This is a genomic window from Halopseudomonas pachastrellae (genome assembly GCF_900114765.1).
Classification (GTDB): Bacteria; Pseudomonadota; Gammaproteobacteria; order Pseudomonadales; family Pseudomonadaceae; genus Halopseudomonas; species Halopseudomonas pachastrellae.
Window position 1 is genome coordinate 74,329 of sequence record NZ_FOUD01000022.1, and the last position, 18,672, is coordinate 93,000.

17 protein-coding genes and 2 tRNA genes are annotated in these 18,672 nt (G+C 61.9%); 14 read left to right on the top strand and 5 right to left on the bottom strand.

Translation table 11 applies throughout. The features are described from left to right. Nucleotides 1-45 precede the first annotated feature (45 nt). Both BM116_RS16375 and BM116_RS16380 read left to right on the top strand, forming a co-directional pair. Complete coding sequence (locus BM116_RS16375; protein ID WP_083728216.1) at nt 46-1,332, top strand: S41 family peptidase; 1,287 nt, start codon at nt 46-48, stop codon at nt 1,330-1,332. Beyond that, nucleotides 1,329-2,279, top strand: a complete 951-nt coding sequence (locus BM116_RS16380; RefSeq protein ID WP_083728215.1) for a divergent polysaccharide deacetylase family protein — start codon at nt 1,329-1,331, stop codon at nt 2,277-2,279. Before BM116_RS16375 ends, BM116_RS16380 begins: the two co-directional genes overlap by 4 nt. A gap of 464 nt (nt 2,280-2,743) precedes the next feature. On the opposite strand, the gene hisF is transcribed toward BM116_RS16380, so the two are convergent. The 4 genes from hisF to hisB all read right to left on the bottom strand — a co-directional run bounded on the left by hisF (nt 2,744) and on the right by hisB (nt 5,685). Continuing rightward, nucleotides 2,744-3,517, bottom strand: a complete 774-nt coding sequence (hisF, locus tag BM116_RS16385; RefSeq protein ID WP_083728214.1) for an imidazole glycerol phosphate synthase subunit HisF — start codon at nt 3,515-3,517, stop codon at nt 2,744-2,746. Between the two features lie 81 nt (nt 3,518-3,598). After that, nucleotides 3,599-4,348 (bottom strand): 1-(5-phosphoribosyl)-5-[(5-phosphoribosylamino)methylideneamino]imidazole-4-carboxamide isomerase, encoded by a 750-nt coding sequence (hisA, locus tag BM116_RS16390; protein ID WP_083728213.1) that lies wholly within the window; start codon nt 4,346-4,348, stop codon nt 3,599-3,601. Between the two features lie 95 nt (nt 4,349-4,443). After that, nucleotides 4,444-5,088: an imidazole glycerol phosphate synthase subunit HisH gene (hisH, locus tag BM116_RS16395; RefSeq protein ID WP_083728212.1), complete on the bottom strand. Its 645-nt coding sequence runs from the start codon at nt 5,086-5,088 to the stop codon at nt 4,444-4,446. A gap of 3 nt (nt 5,089-5,091) precedes the next feature. Beyond that, entirely contained in the window at nt 5,092-5,685 is a 594-nt protein-coding gene (hisB, locus tag BM116_RS16400; protein ID WP_083728211.1) for an imidazoleglycerol-phosphate dehydratase HisB, read from the bottom strand. A gap of 140 nt (nt 5,686-5,825) precedes the next feature. Here hisB and BM116_RS16405 point away from each other — a divergent pair, with 140 nt between their 5' ends. The 11 genes from BM116_RS16405 (at nt 5,826) to BM116_RS16455 (ending at nt 15,599) form a co-directional block, all read left to right on the top strand. After that, on the top strand, nt 5,826-6,929 hold the full coding sequence (locus BM116_RS16405) for an NAD(P)/FAD-dependent oxidoreductase (RefSeq protein ID WP_083728210.1): 1,104 nt from the start codon (nt 5,826-5,828) through the stop codon (nt 6,927-6,929). 64 nt (nt 6,930-6,993) lie between these two features. Beyond that, nucleotides 6,994-9,171 carry an AsmA family protein gene (locus BM116_RS16410; protein WP_169847290.1) on the top strand — a complete coding sequence of 726 codons (2,178 nt, stop codon included), beginning with the start codon at nt 6,994-6,996 and terminating at the stop codon, nt 9,169-9,171. Further along, the gene (gene mutY / locus BM116_RS16415; RefSeq protein WP_083728208.1) at nt 9,168-10,232 is read left to right on the top strand and encodes an A/G-specific adenine glycosylase; all 1,065 of its coding nucleotides are present in this window, start codon (nt 9,168-9,170) and stop codon (nt 10,230-10,232) included. The genes BM116_RS16410 and mutY overlap by 4 nt, the downstream gene beginning before the upstream one ends. Before the next feature lie 4 nt (nt 10,233-10,236). Next, nucleotides 10,237-10,509, top strand: a complete 273-nt coding sequence (locus BM116_RS16420) for an oxidative damage protection protein (RefSeq protein ID WP_083728207.1) — start codon at nt 10,237-10,239, stop codon at nt 10,507-10,509. A gap of 87 nt (nt 10,510-10,596) precedes the next feature. Further along, nucleotides 10,597-10,672, top strand: a tRNA-Phe gene (locus BM116_RS16425). A 254-nt stretch (nt 10,673-10,926) separates the two neighbouring features. Then, nucleotides 10,927-11,694 (top strand): ABC transporter ATP-binding protein, encoded by a 768-nt coding sequence (locus tag BM116_RS16430; protein ID WP_083728206.1) that lies wholly within the window; start codon nt 10,927-10,929, stop codon nt 11,692-11,694. 11 nt (nt 11,695-11,705) lie between these two features. Next, nucleotides 11,706-12,455 (top strand): ABC transporter substrate-binding protein, encoded by a 750-nt coding sequence (locus tag BM116_RS16435; protein ID WP_083728205.1) that lies wholly within the window; start codon nt 11,706-11,708, stop codon nt 12,453-12,455. A 41-nt stretch (nt 12,456-12,496) separates the two neighbouring features. Beyond that, nucleotides 12,497-13,189 (top strand): ABC transporter permease, encoded by a 693-nt coding sequence (locus BM116_RS16440; RefSeq protein ID WP_083728204.1) that lies wholly within the window; start codon nt 12,497-12,499, stop codon nt 13,187-13,189. Beyond that, nucleotides 13,186-13,890: an ABC transporter permease gene (locus BM116_RS16445; RefSeq protein WP_083728203.1), complete on the top strand. Its 705-nt coding sequence runs from the start codon at nt 13,186-13,188 to the stop codon at nt 13,888-13,890. The genes BM116_RS16440 and BM116_RS16445 overlap by 4 nt, the downstream gene beginning before the upstream one ends. 9 nt (nt 13,891-13,899) lie before the next feature. After that, nucleotides 13,900-15,108 (top strand): methyltransferase, encoded by a 1,209-nt coding sequence (locus BM116_RS16450; protein ID WP_083728202.1) that lies wholly within the window; start codon nt 13,900-13,902, stop codon nt 15,106-15,108. Nucleotides 15,109-15,523: 415 nt separating this feature from the next. After that, nucleotides 15,524-15,599: transfer RNA gene (locus tag BM116_RS16455), tRNA-Thr, on the top strand. 244 nt (nt 15,600-15,843) lie between these two features. Here the strand turns inward: BM116_RS16455 and BM116_RS16460 are convergent. Further along, nucleotides 15,844-16,131: a hypothetical protein gene (locus tag BM116_RS16460; RefSeq protein ID WP_083728201.1), complete on the bottom strand. Its 288-nt coding sequence runs from the start codon at nt 16,129-16,131 to the stop codon at nt 15,844-15,846. 1,209 nt (nt 16,132-17,340) lie between these two features. Here BM116_RS16460 and BM116_RS16465 point away from each other — a divergent pair. Then, on the top strand, nt 17,341-18,285 hold the full coding sequence (locus BM116_RS16465) for a site-specific integrase (RefSeq protein ID WP_083728200.1): 945 nt from the start codon (nt 17,341-17,343) through the stop codon (nt 18,283-18,285). The last annotated feature ends 387 nt before the right edge of the window (nt 18,286-18,672 follow it).

The following is an 18,672-nucleotide window of genomic DNA, read 5'->3' on the forward strand; positions in this document are numbered from 1 at the left end:
GCGCTGGTGGGGTAGCCGCTCGATTTCCCTGGATTGGAGAGTTACATGATTGCAGCGCGTAGTCTGTTGGTGGCCGGTCTGAGTCTGGCGTTTGTCATGCCCCTGCAGGCACAGGAGCAAGCTGCCGAGGCAGCCGCAGCACCCCTGCCGCTAAACGAGTTGCGCACCTTTGCCGAGGTGTTTGAGCGTATTCGTGCTGCCTACGTTGAGCCGGTCGACGATGCCACCCTGCTGGACAACGCCGTGCGCGGCATGCTCGAAGGGCTCGACCCGCACTCTGCCTACCTCACGCCGGAAGACTACACCGGCCTGCAGGACACCACCGAAGGCCAGTTTGGCGGCCTGGGGATTGAAGTCGGTCAGGAAGACGGCTTTCTCAAGGTGGTTTCCCCGATTGACGACACGCCGGCAGCAGAAGCAGGCATCGAGGCGGGCGACCTGATCGTCAAGATCGACGACCAGCCGGTCAAGGGCATGAGCCTGATGGACGCGGTTGACCGCATGCGCGGTGAGCCGGGTTCGGAGATTCGCCTGACCCTGGTGCGTGGCAGCGGTCGCCCCTTTGAAGTCACCCTGACCCGCGCGGTTATCAAGGTCAAGAGCGTCAAGACCGAAGAGCTTGAGCCCGGCTACGCCTACCTGCGCATCACCCAGTTCCAGAACAACACCGGCGATGAAGTACGCACCAGCCTTAACCGTCTGAACGCCAATGGCGACCTCAAGGGGCTGGTGCTGGATCTGCGCAACAACCCGGGCGGCGTGCTGCAGTCCGCAGTCGAGGTGGTAGACAGCTTTGTCGATCAGGGGCTGATTGTGTACACCAAGGGCCGGCTGAGCAACGCCGAGCTGCGTTACAGCGCGACCAGCAGCAACCCCTCCGGAAGTGTGCCGCTGGTGGTGCTGATCAACGGCGGGTCGGCCTCGGCCTCCGAGATTGTTGCCGGCGCCCTGCAGGATCATGGCCGCGGCGTGATCATGGGGACCGACAGCTTTGGCAAGGGCTCGGTGCAGACCGTGCTGCCGCTGAATAATGACCGCGCGCTCAAGCTGACAACGGCGCTGTATTACACGCCCAAGGGGCGCTCGATCCAGGCCCAGGGCATCGTGCCGGATATTCGTGTCGAGCGCGCCCACCTGACGCTGGACGAGGTGGATGACAGCAGCGGCTATCGCGAGGCCGACCTGGCCGGGCACATCAACAACGCCAGCGGTCAGGAGCGCCCCACCGGCAGTATGCCGCAGCGCGAGCGCGACGCCCGTGATGCCGATTACCAGCTCAATCAGGCGCTCAACCTGCTCAAGGGCCTCAATATCGTCCGCAACGTAGAGTGAGGTCCGGGGTCTTTGCCGGGCTGCGCTGCGGCCTGGCGGCGCTGTTGTTGGCAGCGCTGGTAGCCTGCTCCGATGACAGCACTGAACAAACCGCCGCGCCGGCGCCTGATGCGCAGCCGGTGCAGCAGGGTACGCCATTGCCGCCAGAACCGGTGGTCAGTCTGCCAGAGAGCCTTCCGTCAGCTATTCCCGATGCGCCTGTCGAGGTGCCTTTCGACTTGCCGGACGCAGCGCCTGACGACGCCCCCGAGCTGCCCGCGCCGGAGCCGCCACCTGCTGCTCCGGCGCTGCCGCGTCTGGCCGTTGTGATCGACGATGTTGGCCAGAGTCTGACGGTTGGTCGACGTCTACTGGCGCTGCCGGGGCCGGTTGCGCTGGCGATTCTGCCGCAGTTGCCCCATTCCCAAACGCTGGCCAGCGAAGCGGCCGCCGCCGGCAAGCCGGTAATGCTGCATCTGCCGATGGAGAACATGGCCGGCCTGTCGATTGGTCCGGGCGGACTAACCACCGGCATGACCGAGGCTGAGTTTCGCAGCCAGCTGCAGCAGAGTCTGAACGCCTTTGGGCCGATTCAGGGCGTCAACAACCACATGGGCAGCCGGCTCACCGCAGACCGTCAGCGCATGGACTGGCTGATGCAGGTATTGGCCGAGCGGCAGCTGTTCTTTGTCGACAGCCGTACCACAGCGCAAACCCAGGCCGCATTTGCCGCCGAGGCCGCACGGGTGCCGCACGTTTCGCGCGACATCTTTCTGGACAACGTGCGCAGCGAAGCAGAGATCGATCACGAGTTTCGCCAGGTACTGGCCCGCGCCCGCAAACAGGGCGCAGCCGTGCTGATCGGCCATCCCTACCCGGAAACCCTGGCTTATCTGGAGCGCCGCTTGCCGCAGCTGGAGGCGGAAGGGGTGCAGTTGGTGAGTGTGCAGGTGTTGTTGGAGCGGTAGCTGCGGAGCACTGTAGTTTGAGTCTTCCGGCTCGCCATGGCGGCGGGGCTAGGTGCTGATAGTGCGCATGCCCTCCGTCGGCGGAGTGTGCACCGGCTGTCGTCCCGTTTACGCGGGCGAGTAGCGCAGATTTATCGGGGACAAGAGCCACAGGGTGTCTGAGGAGCGAAGCGACGAGTTTTGTGGCTCCCCGATAAATCGAGCAACGCAGCGAACCCGAAGGGCCGCGTAGTCGGGTGCCCCGGGGGATTGCTAAGGGGGGGCTGGGCAAGCAGCCCCCCTTGGCTCGCCGTAAAAGGCGAAAAGCGGACTAAAAGCTGCGTAGAGAGCTGGCCAGCGGTGCGGAGATGGAACTCGCGCGGCCACGGCGTGCCGTGGCCCTGCAGCGTGGTGGTGCCGGAGGAAATAGGCGCGTAGCGTCTGCGGTCGGCTTCCCACGCAGCGCGTGGGAATCATCCGTGGTATCAGAGACGCATCTCAATTCCACGCTCGGCCATATAGGCCTTGGCGTCGGCAATGCTGTACTCGCCAAAGTGGAAGATGCTGGCGGCCAGTACCGCGTCGGCGCCGCCCTGCAGTACGCCATCGGCCAGATGCTGCAGGTTACCCACGCCGCCTGAGGCAATGACCGGGATGTGCAGGGCGTCGCTGATGGCGCGGGTTACGCCTAGGTCGTAGCCGCTCTTTACGCCGTCCTGATCCATGCTGGTCAGCAGAATCTCACCGGCGCCCAGTTGCTCCATTTTCTTCGACCACTCAACCGCGTCCAGCCCGGTCGGCTTGCGCCCGCCGTGGGTGAAAATCTCCCAGCGGCCGGGTTCGTTCGGGCCGGACACGCGCTTGGCGTCGATCGCAACAACAATACACTGCGAGCCAAAACGATCAGCCGCTTCGCCGACAAACTCCGGATTGAACACCGCAGCGGTGTTGATCGAGACCTTGTCCGCACCGGCGTTGAGCAGGTTGCGAATATCCTGCACGGTACGTACGCCGCCGCCGACAGTCAGCGGGATGAACACCTGGCTGGCCATGCGCTCAACCGTGTGCAGCGTGGTGTCGCGCTCCTGGTGGCTGGCGGTGATGTCGAGGAAGGTGATCTCGTCCGCACCTTGCTCGTTGTAACGGCGAGCGATTTCCACCGGATCACCGGCATCGCGGATGTTCTCGAACTTGACGCCCTTGACCACGCGACCGTTATCGACGTCGAGGCAGGGGATGATGCGTTTGGCCAGAGGCATGGGCTTTCTCCGAAAGCAGCTGCAAGCGACAAGCTTCAAGCTGCAAGCAAAATCAGTAAACCAGCGCGGACAGCTTGCCGCTTACGGCTTGCGGCTTGCCGCTGCGTTATCACACAACGCCTGCGCTTCAGCCACATCCAGCGTGCCTTCATAGATCGCACGGCCGGTGATGGCGCCGATGATGCCGGGTGCGCGGGCGTCGAGCAGGGTCTGGATGTCGCCGATGTGGTGAATGCCGCCGGAGGCGATCACCGGGATCGAGGTGGCGTTGGCCAGTGCGGCAGTCGCTTCGACGTTGCAGCCTTGCATCATGCCGTCTTTGGCGATGTCGGTGTAGACGATGGCGCTGACGCCGTCGGCTTCAAAGCGCTTGGCCAGATCGACGACCTGAATGGTGCTGACTTCAGCCCAGCCGTCGGTCGCGACAAAGCCGTCTTTGGCGTCCAGGCCGACGATGACCTTGCCCGGGAAGGCGCGGCAGGCTTCGCCGACGAACTCCGGCTCTTTGACCGCCTTGGTGCCGATGATGACGTAGCTGACGCCCGCCTTGACGTATTCCTCGATGGTGTCCAGCGAGCGAATGCCGCCGCCGATCTGGATTGGCAGGTCCGGGTAGCGGCGCGCAATCGCGGTGACCGCATCGCCGTTGACCGGCTTGCCTTCAAAGGCGCCGTTGAGGTCAACCAGGTGCAGGCGGCGGCAGCCGGCTTCAACCCATTTGGCGGCCATGGCGACCGGGTCGTCGGAGAACACGGTGGCGTCGTCCATCAGGCCCTGGCGCAGGCGCACGCAGGCGCCGTCTTTCAGGTCGATAGCGGGAATAATCAGCATGTCTTTTTCCTTTGGAAAAAGAGCTTCAAGCTTCAAGCTTCAAGCTGCAAGCGGTCTGGCTTGTGGCTTGCAGCTTGTGGCTTGTCGCTCGATGTTTACCAGCGCCCATCCCAGGCGAGAAAGTTGCTCAACAGCTGCAGGCCGTTGGTGTGGCTTTTCTCGGGGTGGAATTGGGTGGCGAATACGTTGTCCTGTGCCAGCGCCGCGGCAAAGTCGACGCCGTAATGGCAGCGTCCGGCCAGCTGGCCGCTCTTGTCTGGCGCGGCGTAGTAGCTGTGCACAAAGTAGAAGCGGGCATCCTGCTCGATGCGGTGCCAGAGCGGGTGGTCGATGGCCTGTTTGACCTGATTCCAGCCCATGTGCGGGACTTTCAGGCGGGTGCCGTCGGCCTCTTTCAGCTCATTGCCAAAGAAACGCACCTTGCCGGGGAACAGGCCAAGGCAGTCAACGCCGTTGTTCTCTTCGCTGTGCTCCAGCAGCATCTGCATGCCGACACAGATGCCGAGCAGTGGCTTTTCCTTGGCAGCCTGACGGACGACACCGTCCAGTTCGAGCTGGCGCAGTTCGCTGACGCAGTCGCGAATGGCACCAACGCCCGGCAACAGCACGCGGTCGGCGGCGAGAATGACTTGCGGATCACTGGTCACGTCGACCTGACGGGCGCCTGCATGTTCAAGCGCCTTGGCAACCGAGTGCAGGTTGCCCATGCCATAGTCGATGACGGCTACATGGCTGCTCATGGCTTACAGGCAACCCTTGGTTGAAGGGGTGATGCCGGCCATGCGCGGATCTTCTTCAATCGCCATGCGCAGCGCGCGGCCAAAGGCCTTGAACACGGTCTCGATCTGGTGGTGCGTGTTAACACCGCGCAGGTTGTCGATGTGCAGGGTGACCTGGGCGTGGTTGACGAAGCCCTGGAAAAACTCCATGAACAGGTCAACGTCAAAGCCGCCCACGCTGGCGCGGGTGTAGGGCACGTGCATCTGCAGACCGGGGCGGCCGGAGAAGTCGATCACGACGCGTGACAGCGCTTCGTCCAGCGGCACGTATGCGTGGCCGTAGCGGCGGATGCCTTTCTTGTCGCCGATGGCCTTGGCAAAGGCCTGGCCAAGGGTGATGCCGACGTCTTCGACGGTGTGGTGGTCGTCGATGTGCAGATCGCCGCGGGCCTTAATGGTCATGTCGATCAGGCCGTGACGGGCAATCTGGTCGAGCATGTGTTCAAGGAAAGGCACGCCGATGTCGAAATCGGCCTGGCCGGTGCCGTCGAGGTCGATGGCGACCTTGACCTGGGTTTCCAGCGTGTCGCGCGCGACGCTGGCCTTGCGTTCAGCCATGGCTGTCTCCGCTGATGGATACGTTCAAAGGCGTGCATTATACGTCCCTGCCCATGCCGAGGGCTACCAGTGGCGGATTCACCCTGCCAATCGGTGTGATAGGGCGGCACAATGGGCCAATTCAAGCGGCGGAGAGATGTGTGGTGGATGTCGACCTGGTGGTGATCGGCGCCGGCGTAGTGGGCCTGGCTATTGCCCAGCGCATGGCGCGGGCGGGGCGCAGCGTGCTGGTGCTGGAGCAGGAAGAGGCGCCGGGCCTGCACTGTTCCAGCCGCAACAGCGAGGTGATCCACGCGGGTATCTACTATGCGCCGGGTTCGCTCAAGGCGCAGCTGTGCCGTCAGGGGCGCGATCTGCTGTACGCCTGGTGCCGCGACTACAGGGTGCCGCACCAGCAGCTCGGCAAGTTGCTGGTGGCGGTGAACGAAGACGAGATCCCCGCCTTGCTGCGGTTGCAGGCCAATGCCGCTGCCAATGGCGTAGAGCTGATCTGGCTGAGCGCTGCCGAGGTACAGGCACGAGAGCCGCAGGTGCGGGCGGTGGCTGGTCTGTTGTCGCCATTGACCGGGATTGTCGACAGCCATGCGCTGTTGCAGTCGTTTGAGGCGGCGCTGCAGGCTGCGGATGGTGAGTTGCTGTGTCACACGCAGGTCGAGCACATTAACCCGACGCACGGCGGCCTTGAGCTGAGCGGGCACAGCAGCGGAGAGGTGTTCAGTCTGCGCGCGCGGCAAGTAGTTAACGCCGGCGGACTGTTCGCCCAGCCGTTGCAGGCAGCGGCTGGTGCCCAGCAGATTTTGCCGCTGCACCTGTGTCAGGGCCGCTATTTCAGCTACAGCGGGCGCTCGCCGTTTTCTCATTTGGTCTATCCGATGCCCGAGGCCAATGCCGCCGGTCTTGGGGTGCATGCGACGCTGGATTTGGGCGGGCAGCTGCGTTTTGGGCCCGATGTGCGCTACCTCGACACGCTGGATTATCAAGTGGATGAGGCGCTGCGAGAGCGCTTTGCCGCCGCCATCGCCCGCTACTGGCCAGAGGTTGATGCAGCCAGGCTGCAACCAGCCTATGCCGGCGTGCGCCCCAAGCTGTCTGCTGCGGGGGAACCGGCTCGGGATTTCGTCATCCAAGACCAGAGCGAGCACGGGGTGCCGGGGTTGATCGCCCTGCTGGGAATTGAGTCGCCGGGCCTGACAGCCAGTCTGGCGCTGGCCGAGCTGGTCGCGCAGCGACTGGATGCGGTGTAGGCTCCCCTCTCTCACTGTGCCAAGATTTTTGCCCCGGGCCGGCCGGGTAGACCAAGGAGTGACTATGAAATCCGTCGTCAAGGTGCTGGGGTTGGTAGTAGGTGCGATTGCCCTGCTGTTGATTGCAGCCCTGTTCTTCCTCACCCGTTTGTTCGACCCCAATGACTATAAGGACGACATTCGCGAAGCTGCCCGCGAGCAGGCCAATATCGAGCTGGCGCTGGACGGCGACATCGGCTGGTCGCTGTTCCCGTGGCTGGGGCTGGAGCTGAAAGACGTTGGCGTGGCGCCGGTGGATAACCCCGCCCAGCCGCTGGCCAAGGTCGGCACCCTGGGACTGGGCGTCAAGGTGCTGCCGTTGCTGCGCCGTCAGGTGCGCATGAGCGATGTGATTCTGGACGACGTGCAGCTGCAACTGGTGCGCAACGATCAGGGCGTGGGCAACTGGGAAACGGTCGGCCCGCAGGATAGCGCGGCAGCAGAGCAGGGCAGTGATGCCGGCGCCGAGGCCCAAACGCAGAATGACGACGGCAATGAGCCGCTGCAGATCACCGTAGAGAGCGTGCAGGTGACCAACGCCAGCGTGCACTACGAAGACCGTCAGACCGGCCAGATCCTGTCGCTGGATGAAGCCAACCTGACCACCGGCGCGCTGATCCCGGGCGAGCCCTTTGATGTGTCCTTCCTGGGGTTGCTGACACTGGACCAACCGGCCATGCGCGTGCGCATGGATCTGAAGACCGTGGCCACCCTGCAGCCGGGCGAGCAGCGCTATCTGCTCAGCGGGGTTGATCTGAAGGTCGACGCCAGCGGCGAGCCCTTTGGCGGTCGGGCGGTCAATCTGCAACTGCAGGGCGACGGTCTGGTTGATCTGGCCGAGCAGGTGGCCGAGCTGACTCAACTGCGCTTGTCCCTGGCTGACATGCGGGCAACCGGCCAGCTCAAGGTCAGCGATCTGGACAGTGAGCCACAGCTGGCGGGCCGCCTGGACGTGGCCGCCTTTGATGCCCGCGACCTGCTGCGTGATCTGGGCCAGACGCTGCCAGATATGGCTGATCCGGGCGCGCTGTCCAGCGTTGCCCTGTCCGCTAACCTGGCGGGCGGCGCGAGCAGCCTGATGCTGAACGACCTGCAGCTGGCGCTCGACGGGTTTGCCCTGCAGGGCTCGCTTGGCCTGGCCGACTTTGAGCGTCAGGCGCTGCGTTTTGATCTGGCCGGCGACAACCTGAACCTGGATAACTACCTGCCGCCCAGTGCCGAGGGTGAGGGCAGCAGCAGTGGCAGCGCCGGTTCTGGCGGCAGCCGCTCGCAGTCGGCGCCCGAGCCCTGGAATGATGACGACGTGTTGCCGCTGGACACGCTGGCGCGACTGGACGTTGATGGCAAGCTGGCGCTGCAGCAGGTCACGCTGACCGGGCAGACCATCAAGCCCTTTAACATGGCCGTGCGCGCGCGTGATGGCGTGGTCAGGCTGACCCAGCTGGACGGTGGCATCTTTGGTGGCAGCTTCAGCGCCAGTGGCAGTATCGATACCCGTAAGACGCCGGTCGGCAGCGGCCTAAAGGCGCAGCTCAAGGGCATCGACTCGGCTGCCGCGCAGCAGGCCTACGAGGTGCCGCAGCAGGTAAGTGGCCTGCTCGATATGAACCTGGATGTCACTGCCGGTGGCAACAGCCTGCGTCGCTGGATGAACACCCTGAACGGTAATGCGTCCTTCAAGGTGACGGACGGCGCTTTGCTGGGCGTGAATCTGGAGCAGCAGGTATGCCGCGCGATCGCCCTGGCTAACCGCAAGTCGCTGAGCGGCGAGCGCGGTAGCGAGAACACCCCCTTTGAACAGCTCGACGGTAGCTTCACCATCCGCAACGGTGTGGTTGCCAACCGTGATCTGGTGGTTGACCTGCCGGGCCTGGCCGGCAAGGGCAAGGGTGACATCAACCTGCCTGAGCAACGTTTGGATTACAGCATCGGCCTCCTGCTCGAAGGCGATCGCAGCGAGATGCCGGATGAGGCCTGTCAGGTAAACGAGCGCTATGCCGACATCGAATGGCCGATCCGTTGTCAGGGCTACCTGCATAATGCGGGCAGCAGCTGCGGTGTCGATAGCGAAGGGGTGGGCAAGATCGCTGCCAAGCTGGTGGGCAACGAAGTACAGCGCAAACTGGAAGAGCGCATTGATGATTCGCTTGGCGACAAGGCACCGGAGCTGCGTGACGCCATCAAGGGGCTGTTTTCACGGTGACACCTGAGGTTTTCGCCCAGCGCGTGCTGGATTGGTATGACGGGCATGGGCGACACGACCTGCCCTGGCAGCAGAACATGACGCCCTATCGGGTCTGGGTGTCGGAAATCATGCTGCAGCAAACGCAGGTCGCCACGGTGATTCCGTATTACCAGCGCTTTATGGCCGAGCTGCCAACGGTTGAGGCGTTGGCGGCCGCCGAGGAAGATCAGGTGCTGCACCTGTGGACGGGCCTCGGTTATTACAGCCGGGCGCGCAACCTGCACAAGGCTGCTCGGCAGGTCGTCAGTCAGCATGGCGGCGAGTTTCCGCGCAGCGTTGAAGCCTTGGCCGAGCTGCCCGGTATCGGGCGCTCCACCGCGGGTGCGGTCGCCTCGCTCAGCATGGGCATTCGCGCGCCAATCCTCGATGGCAACGTCAAGCGGGTGCTGGCGCGCTTTGCTGCGGTCGAGGGCTGGCCCGGTGAAAAGGCAGTGCATGATCGTTTGTGGCGCATGGCCGAGCGTTTAACGCCCCAAAGCAGGGTGGCGCACTACACCCAGGCCATGATGGATCTGGGGGCCACCCTGTGCACGCGCAGTAAACCGTCCTGTCTGCTGTGCCCGCTGGGTGACGGCTGCGAAGCGCGGGTACTGGGTGAGCCAACCCGCTACCCAGGCTCAAAACCTCGCAAGACACTACCGGTGCGCAGCTGCATCATGCCCCTGCTGGTGAATGGCGACGGCAGCGTGTGGCTGCAGCGTCGGCCCTCCAGCGGGCTCTGGGGCGGACTCTGGTGTCCGCCGCAACTGGATGACGAAGAGCAGCTCGCGCCGCTGCTCGACGGCTTGCAACTGGCAGCCCACCAACGCCAGGACATGGCGCCCCTGCGCCACACCTTCAGCCACTTCCATCTGGATATTCAGCCTCTGCTGCTGAGCGTCTCCGCCCCGGCTGGCGTGGCTGAAAGCGGTCAGGTCTGGTATAACCTGCGGCAACCCGAACCACTGGGTCTGGCAGCGCCGGTGAAAAAGCTGCTGGGCCGGATTGAGCCGCTTTTGCAGGCGGCCCTGGAGGAGTAAGCCAATGACGCGCATGGTGATGTGCCGCAAGTACAAGCAGGAGCTGCCAGGCCTGGATCGCCCGCCGTATCCGGGCCCCAAGGGGCAGGAAGTGTTCAACGAGGTGTCGCGCAAGGCCTGGGATGAGTGGCAGAAACACCAGACCATGCTGATCAACGAGCGCCGGCTGAACATGATGGACCCCGAAGATCGTCGCTTCATCCAGCAGGAAATGGACAAGTTTCTTGCCGGTGAGGAATACGCTCAGGCAGACGGCTACGTCCCGCCCAGCGAGTGATAACGCGGTAAGCGGCTGAAAAAGTGGAAAATATTTTTCGGATCGCTTGACAGCTTGAGGCGCAATCTATTTAATGGCGCCCACGTTGCCCGGGTAGCTCAGTTGGTAGAGCAGGGGATTGAAAATCCCCGTGTCGGCGGTTCGATTCCGTCCCCGGGCACCACCTTTTAAAAAGCCCGCTGGCAACCCCAGCGGGCTTTTTTGTTTCTGGTGAGTCGATACGTCTAGCGCAGGTGTTGGCAAGGGTTTTGCCTTGAAAACGGCCAGAATGACCGATCGCCTGATCTTGGTCATGATTGGCAGCTGTGCTAGCTTTGCCCTCACAGCGAACGGCGTGCACGCCCGCGCGCCACCGGCTGCACCAAAAGTGCGCCAACCCAAGACCTGATGGCCAAACAGCCAGGTGGATATTGATACGTGACTTCGCCCGCTCTGGAAGTGCGCAACCTGCACAAACGTTACGGCGACCTTGAGGTACTCAAGGGCGTTGATCTGGTCGCCCGCGATGGCGACGTTATTTCCATTCTCGGATCCTCCGGGTCCGGCAAGAGCACGCTGCTGCGCTGCATCAATCTGCTGGAAAACCCCCACGACGGTCAGATTCTGGTGGCCGGTGAAGAGCTCAAGCTCAAGCGTGCCCGCCAGGGCGAGCTGGTCGCGGCCGATAATCGGCAGATCAACCGCCTACGTGCCCGCGTCGGTTTTGTGTTCCAAAGCTTCAACCTCTGGCCGCACATGAGCATCCTCGACAACATCATCGAGGCGCCGCGCCGCGTGCTGGGCCAGTCCAAGGCCGAAGCGGTCGAGGCAGCCGAAGCCTTTCTGGAAAAGGTCGGTATTGCTGACAAGCGTCATGCCTTCCCCGCTCAGCTCTCAGGTGGTCAGCAGCAGCGCGCCGCGATTGCGCGTACGCTGGCCATGCAGCCGCGGGTGATTCTGTTTGATGAGCCAACCTCGGCACTGGACCCGGAAATGGTCCAGGAGGTGCTCAACGTGATTCGTACACTGGCTGACGAGGGCCGTACTATGCTGTTGGTTACCCACGAATTGGGGTTTGCCCGGCAGGTGTCCAGTCAGGTGGTGTTTCTGCATCAGGGGCAGGTCGAGGAAATCGGCACCCCGGATCAGGTGTTCGATAACCCAGGTTCCGAACGCTGCCGACAGTTCATGTCTAGCCATAAATAAGGAGTCGTACCATGAATCAGTACAAGAAGATGTTGCTGGCGGCTGCCACCGCGTTGTTCGTGAGTGCACCCGCTGTAGCCGAAACCCTGCGCATTGGGACCGAAGGCGCTTACCCGCCCTTCAACCAGATTGATGCCAGCGGTGAAGTGGTGGGTTTTGACCTGGACATCGCCAAGGCCCTGTGTGCCGAGATGCAGGTTGAATGCACCGTGGTTACCTCCGACTGGGACGGCATTATCCCGGCCCTGAACAACAACAAGTTCGACTTCCTGGTCGCCTCCATGTCGATCACCGACGAGCGCAAGCAGGCCGTTGACTTCACCGAGCCCTACTACACCAACAAGCTGCAGTTTGTTGCGCCCAAGGACGCCGAGTTCCAGACCGACGAAGCGAGCCTGGACGGCAAGACCATCGGTGCACAGCGCGCGACCATCGCTGGTCAGTGGCTGGAAGACAACCTGGGTGATGTCGTCGACATTCGTCTGTACGACACCCAGGAAAACGCCTATCTGGACATGAGCGCGGGCCGTATCGACGGTGTGCTGGCCGACAACTTTGTGCAGTACGAGTGGCTGCAGAGCGATGCCGGTGCGGACTTCGAGTTCAAGGGTGAGCCGGTGTTCGACAATGATCAAATCGGTATTGCCGTACGCAAGGGCGACCCGCTGCGCGAGCGCCTGAATACCGCACTTAAGACTATCGTTGAAAACGGTACCTACGAGACCATCAACGCCAAGTACTTCCCCTTCAGCATCTACTGATAACCAGCCGGGCCCTGCGGGGCCCGGTTTGGACGTAACCCATGCCTGATCTTCACGGTTTTGGTCCAGCCCTTCTCGAAGGGACCTGGATGACCATTCGTTTGTCCCTGGCGGCGCTGGCGCTGGGGCTGTTGTTCGGCCTGCTTGGCGCTTCTGCCAAGGTGTCGGACAAGCGCGTGCCGCGCCTGCTGGGCGGCTTTTATACCTCGGTAGTGCGTGGCGTACCCGAGACGGTCTGGGTACTGATGATGTACTTCGGCACCGTGTCGGCGATGAATGCCATCGGTGCCTGGTTTGGCAACCCGAAGCTGTCACTCAGCCCCTTTGTTGCCGGCACCTTTGCGCTGGCGCTGTGCTTTGGCGCCTATGCCACCGAGGTGTTTCGCGGTGCGCTGCTGGCTATTCCCAAGGGGCAGAAAGAGGCCGGGCAGGCGCTGGGCATGTCCAACCTGCGCATCTTCTGGCGCATTACTCTGCCGCAACTCTGGCGCGTGGCCTTGCCGGGGTTGGGCAACCTCTATCTGATCATGCTCAAGGACACGGCGCTGGTCTCGCTGATCACCCTGGAGGAGATCATGCGCAAGGCGCAGACGGCCGCCAACGCCACCAAGGAGCCGTTCACCTTTTACCTGCTGGCCGCGCTGATCTATCTGTTCCTCACGGTCTTTATCATGGGCGCGCTGCACTGGTTTGAGCGCCGCGCCAACCGCGGTTTTGTGAGGACTGAGCTATGACCTGGGCTGAACGCTGGGCAACCATCGAGCGCTTTTTGCCTCAGCTGTGGGACGGCACCCTGGTCACCCTGCAGCTGGTTGGGCTGGCGGTGCTCATCGGCCTGTTCTTTGCGATTCCGCTGGGGCTGGCGCGGGCCTCGCGGCACTGGTACATCCGCGCGCTGCCGTACAGCTATATCTTCTTCTTCCGCGGTACGCCGCTGCTGCTGCAGCTGTTTCTGGTCTACTACGGCATCTCGCAGTTTGAGGTGGTGCGCAAGAGCTTTCTCTGGCCCTATTTGCGCGAGCCCTACTGGTGCGCGTTGATCACCATGACCATGCACACCTCGGCCTATATCGCCGAGATCCTGCGCGGCGCCATTCAGGCGGTTCCGCCCGGAGAGGTGGAAGCGGCTCGCGCGCTGGGCATGTCACGGCGCCAAGCGCTGCAGTACATCATTCTGCCGCGCGCCATTCGCATCGGCCTGCCGGCCTACGGCAACGAGGTGATCCTCATGCTCAAGGCCAGTGCCGTGGTGTACACCATCACCATGATGGACATCATGGGAGTGATCCGCACCATCAACTCGCGTACCTACCAGTACGAGTTGTTCTTCTTTGTCGCCGGCGTCATGTATCTGATCATCACCTTGTTGTTCACCCAGCTGTTCCGGCTGGTGGAGCGCTGGCTCAAGGTCGACGCTGGCCGTCAGCAGCGCTGACATTACCCGGTGGGGCTGCTTGAGCGGTTCAATCTGCTGACCGACTGGCTGCAGCGTCATCAGGCGCTGTGGCGCCAGCGCCCCTTTACCCATCTGCAATTGTCCTGGGAGCAGGACTGGCCAGCGTTGGCACAGTGGCTGCGCCAGCGCAGCCTCGCCGATGCAGAGGCTGCCCAACTGCAACCCGCACTACTGACCGATGCCCCTGCACCCTTTGCTGAGCTGGCGGTGGAGGCGCGCGCGTTGTGCAGCCTGCCGCGCTGGCACGGCGACCTTATGCAGCCGCTGCCGGAGCTGCTGCACCGGCACATGCCGGGGCGCAAATGGCAGCAGATTACTCGCTTCAGTGCCGTCACTTCTGCGCGTATGCCGGCCTCGCCGCAGCGCTGGGTGGACTGGTGCGCCGGGAAGGGGCATCTGGGCCGCTTGCTGGCCTGGCACAGCCAATGTCCGGTGTGCTGCCTGGAGTGGGACGCCGCCCTGTGTGATGCCGGGCAGCAGCTTAGCCAGCAACTGCAACTGCCGGTGCAGCATCTGACGGCGGATGTCATGCAGCTGCCTTTAGCGCAGCTGCAACCGGAGGACGCTGCGGTGGCCCTGCACGCCTGCGGCGACCTGCACCGGCAACTGATTGAGCAGGTAGTGGCTGCCGGTTGTGCACAGCTGGCGCTGTCGCCCTGCTGTTACAACCGAATCAGCGCGCCGCAGCACCAACCTATATCGAATGCCGGCAGGCAAGCCGGGCTGCAGCTCAGCCGCGATGAGCTGGGTTTGCCGTTGCAGCAGACGGCCACCGCTGGCGCACGCGAACGCCGCCAGCGCGACCGCTCCATGGCCTGGCGCCTGGCCTGTGACCTTTGGCAGCGTGAAGCACGCGGGATAGACGCCTACCTGCCAACCCCGTCCAAGCCCCCGGGGCCGCCTGAAAACCTACAGCAGTTCTGCCAGGCGGTTGCCAATCACCACCAGTTGACGCTGGCGGCACCCCCCTGCTGGGACGCGCTGGAGCAGCGCGGCTGGCGGCGACTGGCCGAGGTACGGAACCTGGAGCTGGTAGCCGGCCTGTTCCGGCGCCCGCTGGAGCTGTGGCTGGTTATTGAGCGCGCACTTTATCTACAGGAGGCAGGCTACAGCGTCAGCCTTGGCGAGTTCTGCGAAGCCGAACTGACCCCGCGCAACCTGCTGCTACTGGCGACAGCAAGCCCTGATCAAGTCTGAACGCCGCGTGGAACGAGCGCTCAAGGCTCTACAGGGCGTGTGCGATGGGTCCATGCAGTCTATACACAACAACTGACAGTTACTCACCAGCCTGTCTACCGCTTGCGCACAGGGTTATCCACAGCTTGTGCTGGCCTGTGGTTATCCACGCCTTCTGTGCATAACTGTGTTGATGACACTGGAGTAACCTTGCCAAAGCCAGATTTGGCGCGGCCTGGCGGGTGCAGGCTAAATGTTGATCAGTTTTTGTCTTTGTGTAAAAACAACAGCTTGCGAGCACTATGTAAGGCGTCGGTAGAAAAGTCATGCACAAGTGCGATTGCCCTGCCAGGGGATAAAATCCACTGCGAAAAAGCCGCCGCCGAAGGTGTCGATCTCTTTACACAGAAATCTGGCGATATATAATGCACCCCGCGCCGGTATAGCTCAGCTGGTAGAGCAACTGACTTGTAATCAGTAGGTCCCGAGTTCGACTCTTGGTGCCGGCACCAGACAAATCAAAGGGTTACGCTTCAGCGTAGCCCTTTTTTTCTGCGAAAACCAGCTCCGGGGTAGGATTGGGGTAGGGTTTTGACAGGGCTCAAAAGTCCGCTATAAATCGCTGCCGCAAGGCATCTGCATCGCCAGCGGTTGGTGGCTTGCTCGCTCTGATGCGTGCGCAACAGGCTTCGCCTTGATGCTCTGATTTCTCCCTGCCAGACAGGTATCGCAGCCAAGCAATTCGCCTCTAGCGTCTCACCGTCGGTGTCCTCGCAATCCAGTGATCACCAAGTAACTGTGGTGTTCGCCATTTTCCTTTCGCGCCATCCTCCGTATGCCTGTCAGTGTCTCCCCGGTAACGTCCAGTACCAGGTTTTCAGGTGCATCGAACAGGCCGTCATAGTCCGCAGCATTCAGCACCTTGGCGAGTGTTCGCATGTGCACGGAATGAAGCGGGTCGTAACCGTTCTCGTAGCCTTCCACGAGTACCTCCGTATCCGCAGGGTAGCTGCTGAGCAGTTGGATGAGTTGGGATACCTTCATTTTAAAAGCCTTCTTATTTCGAGAGCTGCTTTTACGATCAAAGACCGTCAACTCGTGTGCGGGCCTGGTTAGGGCTGCTGCGTACAGAAATCGACGGTCAAAGCGCGAATCCTGGCCGTACAACTTCTGACGGTCAGGCAGGTTGTAGCGAGCCTTTTGCCTGATCTACCTGGTTTCCAGCCCTGCGTACAAAAACTGACGGTAGAAAACCTCCTCTGAAAGCCTCTGGCAACCGTCAACTTGTGTGCGGCCCTATTTTGGCCTGCTGCGTACAGAAATCGGCGCTCAAAGTACGAACCTTGCCGTACAGATTCTGACGGTCAGACAGGCTGGAGCGCGTGCTTTACGCCTTATCTCCCTGGCTTCCAGCGTGGCGTACACAAGCTGACGGTCGAAAACTAGGTGGACGCCACTGTCTAAGACCGTCAACTCGTGTACGGGCCTGGTTAGGGCTGCTGCGCACAAAAGTCGATGGGCACATTACAGCTTCTTGCCGTACAACGTCTGACGGTCAAGTAGGTTCTAGGGCGCTTTCTGCTCGGTTTTCCTGGCTTCTAGCGCGGTGTACACGAATTTACGGTTACAGGGCTCTCAGCCCGTACAAACTCTGACGGTTATGCCGCCTAGGTGGTGCTGAGCAGTGGATGTGAGGCGGGCGTCGGGTCTGCAGCCAAGCGCGTGAGCACATCCGATATCGGTATAGAGGTGATTGTAGTGTGAGTCTGCACTGATCACCGGTAGTCGCAGAGTCCACTTGCCGCTTCCCGCGAACGTCTAGGTGCATGTGCTTCATCATAGGTCACGCCGCTGAGTGTGGTATCCGGGCACTAGATTGCGCCAACCTGTCTTGTCGCATGTCCTTGACATATCGTCGCTCCACGCAGCCTGGGGGCTGCGACGCGAGCACTGCGCGGCGTAGGGTGCTCTTTCTCTGTGGCGGAAGCCTCGGAGGCTACTGCTGTTTTGATGACAAACACTTGCACGGACGTTTGCTCCATGCGCACGCTGAATGTAGATGAAGCGGCGCGCGAGTAACGCTCGTGCTCCCCATACTCGCGGCGCGAGTATGGGGGCGGTGTGCTGGTTCGGGCGGAATGAGAAATACACGAGGCGTAGGCCGAGGGTGTTTCAGTGCAGCCTGAACCGGCTCACCGCACCTTCGCGTAGCGGCTGCTTTGTCATCAACATAACAACAAGAGGTGAGTGCTCATGCAGCCTGAAACCCTGAAGAAGTACCAGACCCGGGCGCGGAATTTTTACCGCGACCATTGCAACGGAAGCGCGACTGATTCGGCGCAGATATGCGCGGCTATGGTGGCGCTCGCGCCACAGTACGTCAGCAGCTCCTTTCGCGTGCTGAAGAATGCACTGGCGGCGGATCAGTTGGCTCGAGGGAATCCGGTTGCTGCTGAGGCGATTCGATCGGTCACCAATCCCGTAACGGCGCCTGGCTCAACCATGCCGCGTAAGCCGAGGCCGCGCCGGGTGCGCTCGGTCTCCAAGCAAGACGTCGCTCTGTTGGTGCGGCACTTATCTGATACTGGCTGCAGCGATGAGTGGGCGGCGGTGATGTTGGCGTACGTAACTGGTGCCCGGCCTTGCGAGATGCGCTCGATCGAGGTCGAGGGCAACCTGGTCACCATTCGAGGGGGCAAGAAAAGTCGTAAGCTGAAGCGCGGCGCAGACAGGGTGCTGCTGATTGAAAACCGGAAAGCATTAAAAGCCGTTACCTTGGCGGCGGAGCGTCTGCGGCATACTGCCCGCTCCGATACTGCTATCCGTGACGCGCTGCGTAAGGCATGCAGGCAGCTCTGGCTAAGGCGGGCAGTGCAGCTCACATTGAAAAGTCTTCGTCACCAGCTCGGTGCGAATTTGAAGGCGTCATCTGATAGTCCACGGCATCTTGCCTACATCATGGGGCACCAGTCGACCGAATCGATTGATGTATACGGGGATCGGCGTAAAGGCGAGGGGCGCAAGCTATACGTTGCTCCGGCCAATGGTGCTGATGTGGAGCGGGTACGTGTTTCAACTCGGGACGCCCGCTATGGCCGTAGCCATGATCCGGTGGCGGTGGACTTTGTCGGTGGTGTGTCAGACACAACTCCGCTGGGGCGTTTCATTCGACGCTGGGAGCGTGAGAGAGGCTCGTAGCGCTGAGTCGCTAATATCATGAGCGTCAGGTGCAGCCCCTTGTTATCCGTGCAGTTGGTTCGTGTGCGCCTAGGCCCGGATGAGGTTGGGAAACTTATTCGGATTTTGGGGCGCATGACCTACTCCCCCCTTGCAGGCCTAGATGTGGCAACGAATATCACCGGGGTGTTAATCGGCTCGTAGTGCTCGGTGCAAGAGCACGCATTGATCAGCAACTGTTCTCCTCGTTGGTACATCCCGTAACCTTCATGAATGTGTCCGAATACGTGTGTCTGCAGGGGCATGTCTCGGGTGGGGGGTGTACGAATTTTTGTGTAACCGGCTAATGAGCGACACTGTCGCTCCGAACCGGAGACACGATGAGCAAGAAACTACATCCCATCACCG

Excerpts from the sequence above, each read along its gene's own strand:
- BM116_RS16375 (WP_083728216.1), top strand. The coding sequence starts at position 46 with ATGATTGCAGCGCGTAGTCTGTTGGTGGCCGGTCTGAGTCTGGCGTTT.
- hisF (WP_083728214.1), bottom strand. The coding sequence starts at position 3,517 with ATGCCTCTGGCCAAACGCATCATCCCCTGCCTCGACGTCGATAACGGT.
- hisA (WP_083728213.1), bottom strand. The coding sequence starts at position 4,348 with ATGCTGATTATTCCCGCTATCGACCTGAAAGACGGCGCCTGCGTGCGC.
- hisH (WP_083728212.1), bottom strand. The coding sequence starts at position 5,088 with ATGAGCAGCCATGTAGCCGTCATCGACTATGGCATGGGCAACCTGCAC.
- hisB (WP_083728211.1), bottom strand. The coding sequence starts at position 5,685 with ATGGCTGAACGCAAGGCCAGCGTCGCGCGCGACACGCTGGAAACCCAG.
- BM116_RS16410 (WP_169847290.1), top strand. The coding sequence starts at position 6,994 with ATGAAATCCGTCGTCAAGGTGCTGGGGTTGGTAGTAGGTGCGATTGCC.
- BM116_RS16420 (WP_083728207.1), top strand. The coding sequence starts at position 10,237 with ATGACGCGCATGGTGATGTGCCGCAAGTACAAGCAGGAGCTGCCAGGC.
- BM116_RS16435 (WP_083728205.1), top strand. The coding sequence starts at position 11,706 with ATGAATCAGTACAAGAAGATGTTGCTGGCGGCTGCCACCGCGTTGTTC.
- BM116_RS16440 (WP_083728204.1), top strand. The coding sequence starts at position 12,497 with ATGCCTGATCTTCACGGTTTTGGTCCAGCCCTTCTCGAAGGGACCTGG.
- BM116_RS16445 (WP_083728203.1), top strand. The coding sequence starts at position 13,186 with ATGACCTGGGCTGAACGCTGGGCAACCATCGAGCGCTTTTTGCCTCAG.
- BM116_RS16460 (WP_083728201.1), bottom strand. The coding sequence starts at position 16,131 with ATGAAGGTATCCCAACTCATCCAACTGCTCAGCAGCTACCCTGCGGAT.
- BM116_RS16465 (WP_083728200.1), top strand. The coding sequence starts at position 17,341 with ATGCAGCCTGAAACCCTGAAGAAGTACCAGACCCGGGCGCGGAATTTT.